The organism is Pseudomonas entomophila, from assembly GCF_029478665.1.
Taxonomy (GTDB): domain Bacteria; phylum Pseudomonadota; class Gammaproteobacteria; order Pseudomonadales; family Pseudomonadaceae; genus Aquipseudomonas; species Aquipseudomonas entomophila_F.
This window is the reverse complement of record NZ_JARPQB010000041.1, coordinates 25978-39482: the sequence shown is the minus strand read 5'-3', so window position 1 is coordinate 39482 and position 13505 is coordinate 25978. Positions and strand designations below refer to the sequence as shown.

Genomic DNA, 13505 nt, shown 5'->3' with positions numbered 1-13505 from the left:
AAACAAGGAAGGGTTTGAGAGGTGCCTTGATGAGCGAAGTCTTGAGCGTTGGCCAGCGCCGTCGGTGGGGGCCGCTAAGCGGCCCTTTCGCGGCTCAAGGCCGCTCCTGCATACCGTGGGTCGTGCCGTTGGCGGTGGCGGCATTGTGGATTATCGCCAGCCGTGAACACTGGATGAGCGAGCAGATCCTGCCCGCGCCGTCGCTGGTCTGGCACAGCGCGCTGGAGTACGGCTCCAGCGAGCTCTGGGGGCATCTGTGGATAAGTTTGCAACGGCTGATCTGGGGACTATTGGCGGGGGTCGCCGGCGGGTTGCTGCTGGGTGCCTGGCTGGGCGCGTCGCAGCGTGCGCAGACACTGGTGCTACCGACCTTCATCGCGCTGGCGCAGATCCCCACACTGGCCTGGATCCCGCTGTTCATGCTGTTCTTCGGCATCGGCGAGCAGCTCAAGCTGGTGGTGCTGGTCAAGGCCGTGGTGGTGCCGGTCACCCTGCACACCCTGGTCGGCGTGCGCGACGCCCAGCCCAAGTTGCGCGAAGCCGCTGCCACCTTGCGCCTGCCGCGCCACCTGCTGTTCCTGCGTTTGCTGCTGCCGGCCGCCCTGCCGGCCTTCCTCGCGGGCGTGCGCCTGGCCTTGGCCACCGGCTGGACCTCATTGCTGGCAGTGGAGCTGCTGGCTTCTAGCGAGGGCATCGGTTACCTGATGGTCTGGGGTCGACAGTTGTTCATGCTCGACCTGGTGTTCCTGTGCATCCTGCTGATCGGTTTGGTCGGCGCGTCGATGGACCGAGGCTTCTCAGGCCTGGAGCGCCGGCTGTTGTACTGGCCGCAGCCGGCCACCGGCGAACAGGTGCGCGGGCCGAGCCCACGAGGCTGGCAGAGCCTGTTGCTGCCGGCGGCGCTACTGGCCCTGTGGCAGGCCAGCAACAGTTTCGGCTGGATCGATGGCAGCATCCTCACCTCGCCACTGCAGGTGCTACGCAGCTTGCAGGACGGTCTGCTGGACGGCTCGCTGCCCGAAGCCCTGCGCCTGAGCCTGCAACGCACCCTGGCAGGCCTGCTGCTCGGCGGTGGCGCAGGCTTGGCCCTGGGCCTGTGGCTGGGGTTGTCGCATGGCGCCGAGCGCCTGCTCGGCCCGAGCCTGTCGGCGCTGCGCCAAGTGGCGTTGTTCGCCTGGGTACCGCTGCTCACCGCCTGGTTCGGCCTGGGTGAGGGCTCCAAGCTGGTCTTCGTTGGCCTGGCGGCGTTCTTCCCGCTGCTGATTGCCACCCAACGCGGCATCGCCAGCCTGTCGCCGCAGCTCGGCGAGGCCGCCAGGACGCTGCGCCTGAACCTGGCGCAGCGCCTGCGCCTGCTGGTGCTGCCAGGGGCCGCTCCGGCGATCTTCGCCGGGGCCCGGCTGTCATTGATCTATGCCTGGCTCGGCACCATCGGCGCCGAGTACTTCATGCCCTCCAACGGCGGCATCGCCAGCCTGATGATCGGCGCCCAACAGTTGTTCCGCATGGACCAGGTGATGGCCGCCATGGTCCTGATCGGCCTGGTCGGTGCCCTGCTCGGCCATCTCGGCCAATCCCTCGAATCACGCGCCACGCGCTGGAGAACCGCATGAACGCCTTCATCACCCCGGCCCTGCACGCGGCCAACCAAGCCGATGCCACGCCACCGCTGGTCAGCTTCGAGCGGGTCGGCAAGGCCTTCACGGTCGACGGCCAGTCATTCGAGGCCATCCGCGATTTCGACCTGTCGATCAATGAAGGCGAATTCATCGCCATCGTCGGTGCGTCCGGCTGTGGCAAATCCACCCTGCTGCGCCTGCTGGTGGGGCTGGACACCGAGTACAACGGCAGTATCCAGGTCGATGGCCACCCCGTCGGCGGCGTCGGTGGCGAACGCGGCATCGTGTTCCAGGAACACCGTCTGTTCCCCTGGTTGACGGTGGAGCAGAACATCGGCCTGGGCCTGGCGACTGAAAAACTGACCCAAGGCGAGCGCGCGCGGCGCGTGCACGAATTCGTGCAACTGGTGGGCCTGGTCGGCTTCGAGTCGGCCTACCCGCACCAGTTGTCCGGCGGCATGGCCCAGCGTGTGGCGATCGCCCGCGGCCTGGTGGCCAGCCCCAGGATCCTGTTGCTGGACGAACCCTTCGGCGCCCTCGACGCCCTCACCCGCCAACAGTTGCAGGATGAACTGCTGGCGATTCGCAAGCGTTCGGGGGTCACCATCCTGCTGGTCACCCACGATGCCGAGGAAGCGACCTACCTGGCTGACCGGGTGGTGGTGCTGGAACCGCGTCCCGGGCGCATCAAGGCCGTGGTGGAAATCGACCTGCCGCACCCGCGCCTGCGCACGGGCGCGACCTTGCACGAGCTGCGCGAGAAGGTGCTGCTGCAGATCACCGGTGGCGACGGCCATCGCCCGCCCCCGGCACGCCGGATCGAAGGGCTGCGTCCCGAGCTGATCGCCCTCTAGTGTGGTGTTTTGCAAATACGACCAATAACTCGCGAGCGATTTTTGCGCTCAGGCAAGGCGTCGCGACGAGTCGTAGCCCAGCTATGGCGAGGAGCGACAACGCCGCATGAGCGCAAAAAGCGCCGCGAATCATGGTCGTTATTTGTGAAACACCACACTAGGCCTCAGGCCATTGGCTGGCCGGGAAACAGCGCTCCACCAGCTTGTCGTACTGGACCCGCTCGAGGTAGGCCTCCCGATCGAACGGCAGGCCGCTGCGCAGATCGAAGACCCGCTCACCCTGCGCCCGCTCAACCTCGCGCAACCTGAAGCGCAGGAAGCGATAGTGCTGGCCACCGATGTCGCGGACCGACTCGATGCGGAACAAGCGCCCCGGCGTGAACAGCACCTCTGACTCCTGCCACTGCGTCATCGGCGCGACGGGCACCCCCGTGACCTTGCCGTCGTTGACCAGCTCGTAGAGCACGGTGTGCTCGTCGAACTGGCCGGTGATTTCCGCCAAGGGTCGCCCGACGAAGGGCTTGTCCACCATGAACCACCGGGGAATGTAGGGGTTCTCGGTAAACGAGGTGATGTCGGTGCTGACCAGCAGGTCGCCCGGCCCGACCGCGCCCGCCCGATAGTGTGCAGCCAGCCCCGAGCGCCCGCCTCGCACGCCACGCCACAGCAACGGCGCCGTCGAATGCGGCAGCTCTGCCATCGAGGCGAACAGGTTGTCCAGGTAGTGCATCAACTCGGGGAGTTGGACGAACGTCGGTCGCGGCCGAGTGGCGGAGAACAGGTCATTGATCTTGGCCATCTGGCCGCTGTACTGCTCGAGCAGGCTGTTGTGGATATCGCCTTCATGCCAGAACGTATAGTGCGTCGTGCCATTGACCGTGACGCAAGGATTGCCATGGGTATCCATCGGGGCCATGTGGCCGACGAACTCCGGCAGGTTGCCCGACCTGAGCAACGCGCGCTGCCGGGCCTCGATACGCCTTGCCAATGCCTGGCTTTGTACTTCGTCGACCTCCATGTAGACATTCCAGAAGTCCGTGGCGAGCGCGTCGAGGTCGCCGTCGGGGGCGAGCAGCTGCCAGGCGCCTCCCTCGCCCAGGCGCACGGGCAAGGCTGGCATCAGGCCGTAGGGGGCTCGTTCATGGGTCACCACCCAGCTGTCCAGCTGTGTCTCGAAGCGGGTGCGCAGGCTCAGGCCGTTCATTTCGATCCAGGTCGCCCCCTGTGCATCGACCTCCACCCCCTGGAAGCGTCCGGGCGTCTGTATGGCGTTGCCAGCACGACGCGCACTGGCAAATGGCACCAGCTCCTCGCCGGGCGCGCCCACCGGCAGCCATGCCTTCGGCGTCGCCCTGAGCACCTGCGGCGCGGCGCGATAGCCAACCGCGCTCGCCCCCACCGCGACATCCAGGCTCGCCAGCACCACCGTCAGCGCATCGGCGAAAGCACTTAGAAAGGCTTCCCAGCGCCGCTTTTCATTGGTGGCGACCAACGATGCCTGCACATCCAACGCCACACTGACCATGCCCAGGCCCACCATGAACAGGCTGAACGGCCAGAACAGCAAGGTGAACGAACCGAACATCCGGGTGGCCGTGGTGATGTAAGCGTGCCAGTGCTGCTTATCCAGCGCCTCGTTGCTGACAATGACCTGGTGCTGGGCGCTCAGGTCTTCCTGGGTCATGCGCTTGAGCAACGCGAACAGGTCGCCGGTGACGTCCGCCCCAGGGCCGAAAGGCCACCAGGGCGAGACGGGGATGCGTCCTCGCCACGGTCTCCTCAGGCGAAATTCACGGCGCTCGGCGGCGCTCGCCAGCCAACCCGGCGGGTGCAACTGATCGAACCACTGCTGGGCATCCGGCGCGCTGGCGCGCTCGCCAACCCAGGCCACCAGTCGCGCCCCACTGGCAAACGCCTGCAGCACCGTCGGAGCGGTAGGCGTGTACAGCAGTATCCGCCCGTCCTCGGTGCTCAGCGTCAGCAGGTGCCCCCCTCCTTGCACCTCATACTGGCGAATCTTGAAGCGACTGTCCGGCACGTTGCCCCGCAGTGTCTCGAGCCCCACTGGCCCCTCTGCCTCAAGGCCCAGCCAGGCCCGCAGGCGCTCGGCGTCGAAGGGCTCGATATGCCCTTGCGCCAGGCTCTGCTGGATCTGCTGGACGAAACTGACCTTGGCCAGCATCTCGAATACGCTGCCGTTATGCGCCCAGAAATCAGCCGTGCGCTGTTCGACCCGAGCCGCGAAATCCAGTGCGCGCATGTCCTCCCTGATCCTGATCGGGTCCAGCTCCAGCTGGTTCTCGACACCGTAGGCATCGGCGCTACCGTCCTGGCGGTAGAAGCCGCCATAGACCGGGAGCAGGTCGACCGCCCACTGGAACCCTTCGTCGAAGCGGCTGATCCACAACTGGGTGAATGTCAGGGAATGCCGGGGTTTGCCAGTGTGCTGCCAACCCGTGAATGTCGGCCCGTTCAGCGCATTGTCGAAGACATGCCACCAGACCTGGTCGGGATCCGGTGACTGCGGATGGTGCTCGCGCAGGTACTCGCCTGCCGCCTGGCGCGCCAGGCTGAAGACATCGGGCCAGGTCTCGGCAAGCTGCCGGGCATTGTCCATGAGCGCCCAGGCGCCGCTCAGTTCGGCAAGGTCGCGTTCAGCATGGTCGGTATTCATGAGTATTGAACCCAAGTAAGTCACGAACCCTGAGTGGGCCATGCCGCCCATGGCTGCTGGCGGTAGGTATGTAGCGCACCGACTCACGTGACCGGGACATCATTGGCCAGTTGCGGAAAACGACTACAGATCAAGGCGATGGACGCCACCGACCCAGATGGGTATCATGCGCCCCGTTGCACTCGTAGCTCAGCTGGATAGAGTACTGCCCTCCGAAGGCAGGGGTCGTGGGTTCGAATCCCGCCGAGTGCGCCATCTTCTGAAACCCCGGAATGCTTCCGGGGTTTTTTCGTTTCAGGGTACCGGTAGCGTGAAAGCCAACTGCTGGACCACCGTGGCGCTGCTTGTCTGCCTTGGCCTGCATGGCTGCGCGACCCTGCCCTTGCCACAGCAACGCAGCCAACAGGCAGACGCCCTGGCCAGCACCGTGAACTTGACGCGCGAGCAGGTACGCACCGATACCTTCCTGCTGACCAGTTACGTGCGCATCGAACGCCCGGACCTGCCGCTGACGGTATACATCGAAGGCGACGGCCTGGCCTTCCGCAGTCGCTCGCAACCCTCGGACGACCCCACCCCGGTCAACCCGGTGGGGTTGGCCCTGGCAGCGGCGGACCCTACCGCCAACGTGCTATACCTCGCCCGCCCCTGTCAGTTCGCCCACGCCGCCGACAACCCGCGCTGCGCCGTGGGGTACTGGACCGGCAAGCGGTTCGCCGAAGAAGTGGTGCAGGCCATGGACCAGGCGGTCGATCACTATGCCCGGCAAGTGCCCGGGCAAGCGCTGCACCTGATCGGCTACTCCGGCGGTGGCGCCATCGCCGCGCTGCTGGCGGCGCGCCGGGTCGACGTGGCCAGCCTGCGCACCGTGGCGGGCAATCTCGATGTCGCCGAGTTCAATCGGTTGCACAGGACCACCCCTATGCCTGAGTCACTCAACCCGATCGACCAGGCTGCCAGGCTGCGCGCGCTGCCACAGATTCACTTCCATGGCACCGCCGACCACGTCGTGCCTGGTGTCATTGCCGAACGATTCGCCCAGGCGGTGGCCGGCGACTGCACGCAAGTACGTGCGGTTCCCGGGATGGGCCATGGTGGTGACTGGGCGGCGCGCTGGCCAGGCCTGCTCGCCGAACCGGCGCGCTGCGGGTGCGAACACTAACGGGTGAAATTGTGCATGAATGCACGGTGCTACCTCTCCCTGGGAAGCGTGTATTGGTGTTAGCGTGGGCATCTTCCCGTTTGCGTAAACGGGCACCACCCACCTTTGCAAAGGAATGCGCACACCCATGCCATTTTCCAAGCTTTCCGCCGCTTCCCTGATGCTGGCCAGCCTGGCGATGTTCTCGATCCCGGCCCACGCCAACCTCTCCCAGCAACAGTCCGCCGCCATCATCAAGGCCTACGACGGCAGCAACCCGGCCGACTTCAAGCAGTTCCTCGGCAAACTGGCCGGCAGCGACCTGGCCAAGGCCGACAAGCTCGGTGACACCCTCAAGCTGTACCTGGCCGGCAAGCCGCTGAGCACTGAGCAGCAGGACGAGATCAACCGCCTGCTGGGCCTGTACACCCGGATCAAGTACGGCGAGGCCGCCAAGCAGACCCTGCGCGAACTGGTGGAGATCCCGACGGTACGCAAAGAGGGTGTTGAGCAGCACGAGAACCCGGAATTCCTCAAGATCGCCGACAAGATCAAGGCCCTGGCCGAGGGCTTCGGCCTGCAGTTCCGCAACGTCGACAACCGTGTCTACGAAATCACCCTCGGCGAAGGCAAGGAAGTGATCGGCATCCATGCCCACGCTGACGTGGTGCCGGTAACTCCGGAAAACTGGAAGCTCAAGGACGGCACCAAACTCGACCCGTTCAAGGTCACCCTGGTGGGCGACCGCATGTACGGCCGTGGCACCGAGGACGACAAGAACGGCATCGTCGTTGCGCTCTACGCGTTGAAAGTGGCCAAGGACGAGAAACTGCCCCTGGCCCGCCAGTTCAAGCTGCTGGTGGACACCACCGAAGAAACCACCGGCGACGCGATCCCCTATTACTTCGCGCGCAACGCCACCCCCGACTACAACCTGGCGCTGGACGGCGGCTACCCGGTGGTGATCGCCGAGAAAGGCTACGGCACCGTCATGGCGACCTTTACCAAGCGCGCCGGCACCGGCAAAGGCGCCGAAGTGGTGAAGCTGACCGGTGGCCTGGCCACCAACCAGATCCCCGGCAGCTCGGTGGCGACGCTGAACGCTGACAAGCCAGCTGACGTGGCCAAGGCCCTGGAAAAAGCCGGCGCCGAGTACGTCAAGCAACACGGCGGCGACTTCAGCATCGACGCCAAGGCCGAAGGCAAGCAAGTACTGCTGACCGTGACCGGCGTGTCGGCACATTCCTCCGAGCCTGAGTCCGGGGTCAACCCGGTGGCGCGCATGCTCGACTTCCTCAACGGCGTGCAGAAGCAGGTGCCGCTCAAGCACAACCACATCACCGACGCTGCCCGCTACGCCGCCGACAACTGGGGCCTGGACTACCTGGGCAACAAGCTTGGCGTAGGCTTCAAGGACGATTTCATGGGCCCGCTGACCACCTCGCTGACCTTCGTCGGCCTGGATGACAAGGCGCTGAAGCTGGCGGTGAACCTGCGCATTCCCAAGGGCAAGTCGCTCGAGACCCTCAAGTCCGAGATCTCCGACAAGCTCGGTGAGTGGGCGCGTACCAGCCACACCTCGGTGGCCTTCGACTACACCCTCGACGAGCCGATGTACCGCAACCCCGAAGGCGAGTGGGTCAAGGCCCTGCTGGCCGTGGCCAGCGAGAACCTGGGCATGAAGCACGAGTTCGGTACCTCCGCCGGTGCCACCTCGGTGCACGACCTGCCCAACGGCGTGCAGTTCGGCCTGGCCATGCCGGACGTGAAGTACACCGGTCACAACGACAACGAGTTCAAGACCGTGGAGCAATTCATGCTCGACCTGCAGATCGTCAGCGAGATGGTGGCGCGGATCGGGCAGATGCCGAAACTCTGAGGCACGCGTGTAAAGACGGGAGGCGCCTGCGGGCGCCTTTCTCGTTTGCGTGTTGATTTTCTGGCGCCACTGTTTCGCCACCCATGAAATGTTTGGTAACCTTCGCGCCGGCCACCCGTTCGGGTGACACGTTATGCGAACAGGGACGCGTTCGACGAACGCTACAAAAGGAATTGCGATGGCGATGGTCTATTGCCGCGGCTGTGCCAGACAGCTGCACGAAACGGCACCCACCTGCCCACAATGCGGCGCTCCACAGCACGCAATCTCCCCCACGAACCCGGTCAGCGGCGAATCGCCGTGGATGGGCATCGTCTCCCTGATTCTCGGCGTTCTCTGTGTACTGACGCTGTTCGATGACGCTGACTGGGACGGTGAAACCCTCCTTGGCATGGTCATGCTTTCAATGGCGGGCCTGGTCCTGGGCATCGTCAGCATCAGTCAGAAGAAGCCCGGTCACGGCATGGCCATTTCCGGTGTGGTCATGGCAGTCATTTCACTGCTGTGCTTCATCGGCCTATCTGCTAGCTAATCAAAACGTGAGGGAAAACAAATGAGCATGGTGTTCTGCCGCGGCTGCGCCAAACAGATCCATCAATCGGCCCTGAGCTGCCCGGGCTGCGGCGCACCCCAGGCCGCCACTGCCGGCAACGGCACAATCGCGGGTACCACTGCCGTGAGCAGTGGCAATGCCTACCTCGAAGTGATGAAGAAGTACGCCGTATTCAAGGGCCGCGCGCGCCGCAAGGAATACTGGATGTTCGTGCTGTTCAACCTGTTGATCACGATCGCGATCGGTATCGTCGACAATGCTATAGGCACCAAGCCGCTGCTGGGCCTGGTGTACAACCTGGCGATCATGATCCCGAGCATCGCCGTTGCCGTACGTCGTGTGCACGACAATGACCACAGCGGCTGGTGGTTGCTGGTGCCTATCGTCGGCTTGGTGTTCCTGATCAAGGACGGCACCCCAGGCAACAACCGCTTCGGTCCGAGCCCCAAGGGCCTGGTGTAAGCGCAGCCTGCACGGGAATCGAAAGGCGGCCTTCGGCCGCCTTTTTTCATGCTGCCCGCCCATGACGTTTTTCAATCGCCTCCATGCCGTTTCCTGCATTGCCGTGCAGAGCGCCGTGCCGGATGCTTTATTTACCCCGACACATCGCCTTTCCACCCACTGAGGCCCGTATGAAGAACGTCGAACAGATCCTGAAAAACAAGTCGCAACCTCAGGCCGTCTATACCATCGCCCCTGATGATTCGGTGCTGGATGCCTTGAAACTGCTGGCGGAGAAAAACATCGGCGCCCTGCCGGTGGTGGAGAACGACCAGGTGGTCGGGATCGTCAGTGAGCGTGACTACGCTCGCAAGCTGGTGCTCAAGGGCCGTTCCTCACCTTTCACCACCGTACGCGAGATCATGAGTTCGCCGGTGGTCACCGTGGAGCCCAAGCAGAACCTCGAGTACTGCATGAACCTGATGACCAACCGCCACCTGCGTCACCTGCCGGTGGTGGACAATGGCCAACTGCTCGGGCTGCTGTCGATCGGCGACCTGGTGAAAGAGACCATCGCCGAGCAGGCCAATCTCATCCTCCAGCTGGAGCAGTACATTCGCGGCGAATAATCCTCAGTGGTAGGCGCGCTCCAGCTCGTCCAGCTGATGGTCGAAGCTGCGCAGCCGCGCCGACCAGGTGTACACCAGCACTTCCAGGTCACGGTTGAGCACCGCGGTGTTGCCACCGTCGCGTACCGGCGCATCGCACAAGTCCAGCTGATAGCGCTCGCGGGCCATGGCCGTGGCCACGCTGGACAGGTCGCGGGCATTGGCCAGCCAGTGGTGATGGTGATCATGCACTTCCCGGTCGAGCTCCCGGCACTGGCGCTTGAGGGCATCCAGGCTTTGCTCCAGGGGCGTGCCCTTGAGCTCGCCCATGACCTCTTCGAAGGTCCGCCCGGAGTGCCAGTAGCTACCCCAGAAATAACGGTCGAACACCGTCTCGACCCGGCGCAGGGCGACCTTGGTGTTCCAGATGGTCAGCAGCGTTCGCCCCTGCGCCACTTCGCGGCGGTTCAGGTGCAACTGCTGCCAGGCGATCCATGCCAACCCGCACAATGCCACCCCCGCGGTCACGGCGGCGGCGGCATACAGAAACTGCACGGCCTGGTTCATCTGCTGGGTGTGCCGGATACCATAGAAGTAGCCGGCGGTCAGGGTGCCCAGGATCGTCACGGAGCACCAGAAACCTGGTGCGTAGGGATCTTTCATCGCGCCATCCCCTGTTGTTTTTCCTGAGCATAGCAACGGCCCGATCACCCATCAGGTGCCGCTCGGCACTTTATTGTCGGGGGCGACGCAAGGCTTCGTTGAGCTGATCGAATAGCTCCGCCCAATCGGCATCGTCATCAATGCTTTGCCTCAGAAACGCCCGCTGGCCATCGGTCCAGAAGGGCGCATCCACCAGTTTCACATCGCCCTTGAGCGGCGAATGGCTGGTGATGAACTGGTCGATACCCAACGGATCGTCCGGCAGCCCCAGCTGCTTGAACAGTTCGGAAAACTTGTGGATCGGCGCTTCCATGGTTCACTCCTTCGGCCGGGCCGGTCATCCACGATGCCCGCCCGGCATGGGTTGCGAGCATCAGCTCAATTCGCGCACTTCGGCGTGCGGCACCAGTTTCAAGTATTGCTCCATGCTCATGTGGATCAGGTGATCGTGGTCACCCGCCTCAAGATAGACATCACCCTGGCGGGTCAGCGTGCGATCGAGCAGCATCGGGATGTTGTAGGCATCGCCGAGCGCCGGGATCGCGCCACGTTCGCAGTCACCGAACAGGCTGGGCAGCGCGCTCTCGCGGGTCAGCTGCCAGGCGCCGGTCATGCGCACCTCGGTCATGTCCAGATGCCGGTTGGCCGGCAGCACGGCCATGATGTAGTTGCCATGGCGGTCGTCGAGCATCACCGACTTGGCGACCCGCTCGGCGGGTACGCCGGCCGTGCGCGCCGACTCCAGGCTGGTGGCCGAATGTGGATGGGGAACGATGTCGTAGTCGCAGTTGGCCTGGTCCAGGCGCTGCTGAAGGGTCTTGGCCATTCGCATGATGCACCTCCGGTTTAGCCCCCACCCTCAAGTTTAGGCCGTGGTCGGTCGGGCACGACTAAACTTCAGGAACAGGTCCGCATGAGGTGACGACAGGTGATCGCTCACTGCTGGCGCGTGTTGTTGCTGTCGCTGTTGCTTGGCCTCGCCCCGGGCGGCCAGGCCACGCCGGTTACGGATGTCTGGCTACTGAGCGTGGACGACGCCATCGGCCCGGCCAGCGCCGATTACCTGCTACGCGGCCTTGAACAAGCACAGGCGCAGGGTGCGCAACTGGTGGTGATCCGCCTGGACACCCCCGGTGGCCTGGATAGCGCCATGCGCCAGATCATCAAGGCCATCCTCGCCAGCCCCGTGCCGGTGGCCACCTTCGTCGCTCCCGGCGGCGCCCGGGCGGCCAGCGCCGGCACCTACATCCTCTATGCCAGCCATGTGGCGGCGATGGCACCCGGCACCAACCTGGGCGCGGCGACGCCGGTACAGATCGGCGCGCCTGGCATGGGCGACAAACCGCCCGCCAACAACGAAGACGAAACCCGCGCCCGCAAGCAGGTCAACGATGCCGCCGCCTACATCCGTGGCTTGGCCCAGCTGCGCGGGCGCAACGCCGATTGGGCGGAAAAAGCGGTGCGCGAGGCCGTGAGTCTCTCGGCCAGCGAAGCCCTGCGCCTGAAGGTGATCGACCAGGTCGCCAGCGACCTGCCTGAACTGCTGCGCCAGCTCGATGGCCGCACCTTGCAGGTCGCCGGCCAGCCCGTGCAACTGCGCACCGCCGACGCTGCCGTGGTGGAGCACCTGCCCGACTGGCGCACTCGCCTGCTGGCGGTGATCACCAACCCCAGCGTGGCGCTGATCCTGATCATGATCGGGGTGTACGGCCTGTTGTTCGAATTCATGAACCCCGGCACCGGCGCGGGAGGCGTGGTCGGCGGCATCAGCCTTTTGCTGGCGCTGTACGCCCTGCAATTGTTGCCGGTCAGCCATGCCGGCGTGGCGCTGATCCTGCTGGGAATCGCTTTCATGGTTGCCGAAGCGTTCCTGCCCAGCTTCGGCGTGATCGGCTTCGGCGGCATCGTCGCCTTCGTGGTCGGCGCACTGATCCTGATGGACACCGATGCCCCTGGCTTCGGCATTCCCCTGGCACTGATCATCAGCCTCGCCGTGGTCTCGGCGCTGCTGCTCGGCGGCGTGCTGGGCATGGCGCTCAGGGCGCGGCGCCGGGCGCTGGTCAGCGGCGACGCCGGGCTGGTGGGCAGCCTGGTCACCGTGACCGTGGTACACCAGGACAACCCGTTCCTCGGCTCGGTACAGGCCCAGGGCGAACAGTGGCAGGTGCAGTGCGCGACCCCCTTGCAACCCGGCCAGCACGTCAGGGTCATGGCCCGTAACGGTTTGACACTCGAGGTCAGCGCCACCGCGCCCACGGCGCAAGGAGAGTGAAGATGTTCATGCAGTTCGGTTTTGGCACCCTGCTGGTGCTGCTGGCCCTGTTGCTGCTGTCGGCCTTGCGCATCCTGCGCGAGTACGAGCGCGGGGTGGTGTTCCAGCTCGGGCGCTTCTGGCAGGTCAAGGGCCCGGGGTTGATCATCCTGATCCCGGGGATCCAGCAAATGGTGCGGGTCGACCTGCGCACGGTGGTGCTCGACGTGCCGCCCCAGGACGTGATCACCCGCGACAACGTCTCGGTGAAGGTCAACGCCGTGGTGTACTTCCGCGTGCTCGACCCGCAGAAGGCGATCATCCAGGTCGAGGATTTTCTCAGTGCCACCAGCCAGCTGGCCCAGACCACCCTGCGCGCGGTGCTTGGCAAGCACGAGCTCGACGAGCTGCTGGCCGAACGCGAACAGCTCAACGCCGACATCCGCGCCGTGCTCGACGCGCAGACCGATGCCTGGGGCATCAAGGTGGCCAATGTCGAGATCAAGCATGTCGACCTCAACGAGTCGATGGTCCGCGCCATCGCCCGCCAGGCCGAGGCCGAGCGCGAACGGCGAGCCAAGGTGATCCATGCCGAAGGCGAGCTGCAAGCGTCGGAGAAACTGATGCAGGCAGCGCAGATGCTGGGCAAGGAGCCTGGGGCGATGCAGTTGCGCTACATGCAGACGCTGGGGGCGATTGCCGGGGACAAGAGCTCGACCATCGTCTTTCCGTTGCCGGTGGATCTGCTCAAGGGGTTGGTGGACAAACAACGTTGAGGCCACACGATCCCCCGTAGGAGCCAGCTTGCTGGCTCCTACGGGA

13 protein-coding genes and 1 tRNA gene are annotated in these 13505 nt (G+C 64.8%); 10 read left to right on the top strand and 4 right to left on the bottom strand.

The window, feature by feature from the left end:
• Nucleotides 1-29: 29 nt before the first annotated feature.
• Nucleotides 30-1613: an ABC transporter permease gene (locus P5705_RS19550; RefSeq protein ID WP_277462606.1), complete on the top strand. Its 1584-nt coding sequence runs from the start codon at nucleotides 30-32 to the stop codon at nucleotides 1611-1613.
• The gene (locus tag P5705_RS19545; RefSeq protein WP_277462605.1) at nucleotides 1610-2473 is read left to right on the top strand and encodes an ABC transporter ATP-binding protein; all 864 of its coding nucleotides are present in this window, start codon (nucleotides 1610-1612) and stop codon (nucleotides 2471-2473) included. Before P5705_RS19550 ends, P5705_RS19545 begins: the two co-directional genes overlap by 4 nt.
• Before the next feature lie 157 nt (nucleotides 2474-2630).
• On the opposite strand, the gene P5705_RS19540 is transcribed toward P5705_RS19545, so the two are convergent.
• Entirely contained in the window at nucleotides 2631-5147 is a 2517-nt protein-coding gene (locus P5705_RS19540; RefSeq protein WP_277462604.1) for a dermonecrotic toxin domain-containing protein, read from the bottom strand.
• 178 nt (nucleotides 5148-5325) lie between these two features.
• Between P5705_RS19540 and P5705_RS19535 the strand changes: the two genes are divergently transcribed.
• The 6 genes from P5705_RS19535 to P5705_RS19510 all read left to right on the top strand — a co-directional run bounded on the left by P5705_RS19535 (nucleotide 5326) and on the right by P5705_RS19510 (nucleotide 9790).
• Nucleotides 5326-5402, top strand: a tRNA-Arg gene (locus tag P5705_RS19535).
• 55 nt (nucleotides 5403-5457) lie between these two features.
• Nucleotides 5458-6309, top strand: coding sequence for an alpha/beta hydrolase (locus P5705_RS19530; protein WP_277462603.1), 852 nt, complete (start codon nucleotides 5458-5460; stop codon nucleotides 6307-6309).
• Between the two features lie 127 nt (nucleotides 6310-6436).
• A complete protein-coding gene (locus tag P5705_RS19525) occupies nucleotides 6437-8167 on the top strand; it encodes a dipeptidase (RefSeq protein WP_277462602.1) in 1731 nt (576 codons plus the stop codon).
• A 178-nt stretch (nucleotides 8168-8345) separates the two neighbouring features.
• Nucleotides 8346-8699, top strand: coding sequence for a DUF4190 domain-containing protein (locus P5705_RS19520; protein ID WP_277462601.1), 354 nt, complete (start codon nucleotides 8346-8348; stop codon nucleotides 8697-8699).
• Nucleotides 8700-8720: 21 nt separating this feature from the next.
• Complete coding sequence (locus P5705_RS19515; protein ID WP_431196966.1) at nucleotides 8721-9182, top strand: DUF805 domain-containing protein; 462 nt, start codon at nucleotides 8721-8723, stop codon at nucleotides 9180-9182.
• A 170-nt stretch (nucleotides 9183-9352) separates the two neighbouring features.
• Nucleotides 9353-9790, top strand: a complete 438-nt coding sequence (locus P5705_RS19510; protein WP_248918205.1) for a CBS domain-containing protein — start codon at nucleotides 9353-9355, stop codon at nucleotides 9788-9790.
• Between the two features lie 3 nt (nucleotides 9791-9793).
• Here P5705_RS19510 and P5705_RS19505 read toward each other — a convergent pair whose 3' ends face one another.
• From P5705_RS19505 to P5705_RS19495, 3 genes are all read right to left on the bottom strand, one after another.
• Nucleotides 9794-10432 (bottom strand): NADH:ubiquinone oxidoreductase subunit N, encoded by a 639-nt coding sequence (locus P5705_RS19505; RefSeq protein WP_277462600.1) that lies wholly within the window; start codon nucleotides 10430-10432, stop codon nucleotides 9794-9796.
• A 70-nt stretch (nucleotides 10433-10502) separates the two neighbouring features.
• Nucleotides 10503-10745 carry a DUF2789 domain-containing protein gene (locus tag P5705_RS19500; RefSeq protein WP_277462599.1) on the bottom strand — a complete coding sequence of 81 codons (243 nt, stop codon included), beginning with the start codon at nucleotides 10743-10745 and terminating at the stop codon, nucleotides 10503-10505.
• Nucleotides 10746-10805: 60 nt separating this feature from the next.
• Nucleotides 10806-11264: an aminoacyl-tRNA deacylase gene (locus P5705_RS19495; protein ID WP_213659102.1), complete on the bottom strand. Its 459-nt coding sequence runs from the start codon at nucleotides 11262-11264 to the stop codon at nucleotides 10806-10808.
• 96 nt (nucleotides 11265-11360) lie between these two features.
• Here P5705_RS19495 and P5705_RS19490 point away from each other — a divergent pair, with 96 nt between their 5' ends.
• Both P5705_RS19490 and P5705_RS19485 read left to right on the top strand, forming a co-directional pair.
• Nucleotides 11361-12704, top strand: a complete 1344-nt coding sequence (locus P5705_RS19490) for an NfeD family protein (protein ID WP_277462598.1) — start codon at nucleotides 11361-11363, stop codon at nucleotides 12702-12704.
• 2 nt (nucleotides 12705-12706) lie between these two features.
• Nucleotides 12707-13459, top strand: coding sequence for a slipin family protein (locus tag P5705_RS19485; protein WP_011531601.1), 753 nt, complete (start codon nucleotides 12707-12709; stop codon nucleotides 13457-13459).
• Nucleotides 13460-13505: the final 46 nt, after the last annotated feature.

What these genes read in the sequence shown, in the direction of transcription:
- P5705_RS19525 (WP_277462602.1), top strand. Translation starts at nt 6,437, where the DNA reads ATGCCATTTTCCAAGCTTTCCGCCGCTTCCCTGATGCTGGCCAGCCTG.
- P5705_RS19485 (WP_011531601.1), top strand. Translation starts at nt 12,707, where the DNA reads ATGTTCATGCAGTTCGGTTTTGGCACCCTGCTGGTGCTGCTGGCCCTG.
- P5705_RS19510 (WP_248918205.1), top strand. Translation starts at nt 9,353, where the DNA reads ATGAAGAACGTCGAACAGATCCTGAAAAACAAGTCGCAACCTCAGGCC.
- P5705_RS19550 (WP_277462606.1), top strand. Translation starts at nt 30, where the DNA reads ATGAGCGAAGTCTTGAGCGTTGGCCAGCGCCGTCGGTGGGGGCCGCTA.
- P5705_RS19515 (WP_431196966.1), top strand. Translation starts at nt 8,721, where the DNA reads ATGAGCATGGTGTTCTGCCGCGGCTGCGCCAAACAGATCCATCAATCG.
- P5705_RS19545 (WP_277462605.1), top strand. Translation starts at nt 1,610, where the DNA reads ATGAACGCCTTCATCACCCCGGCCCTGCACGCGGCCAACCAAGCCGAT.
- P5705_RS19505 (WP_277462600.1), bottom strand. Translation starts at nt 10,432, where the DNA reads ATGAAAGATCCCTACGCACCAGGTTTCTGGTGCTCCGTGACGATCCTG.
- P5705_RS19540 (WP_277462604.1), bottom strand. Translation starts at nt 5,147, where the DNA reads ATGAATACCGACCATGCTGAACGCGACCTTGCCGAACTGAGCGGCGCC.
- P5705_RS19520 (WP_277462601.1), top strand. Translation starts at nt 8,346, where the DNA reads ATGGCGATGGTCTATTGCCGCGGCTGTGCCAGACAGCTGCACGAAACG.
- P5705_RS19500 (WP_277462599.1), bottom strand. Translation starts at nt 10,745, where the DNA reads ATGGAAGCGCCGATCCACAAGTTTTCCGAACTGTTCAAGCAGCTGGGG.
- P5705_RS19495 (WP_213659102.1), bottom strand. Translation starts at nt 11,264, where the DNA reads ATGCGAATGGCCAAGACCCTTCAGCAGCGCCTGGACCAGGCCAACTGC.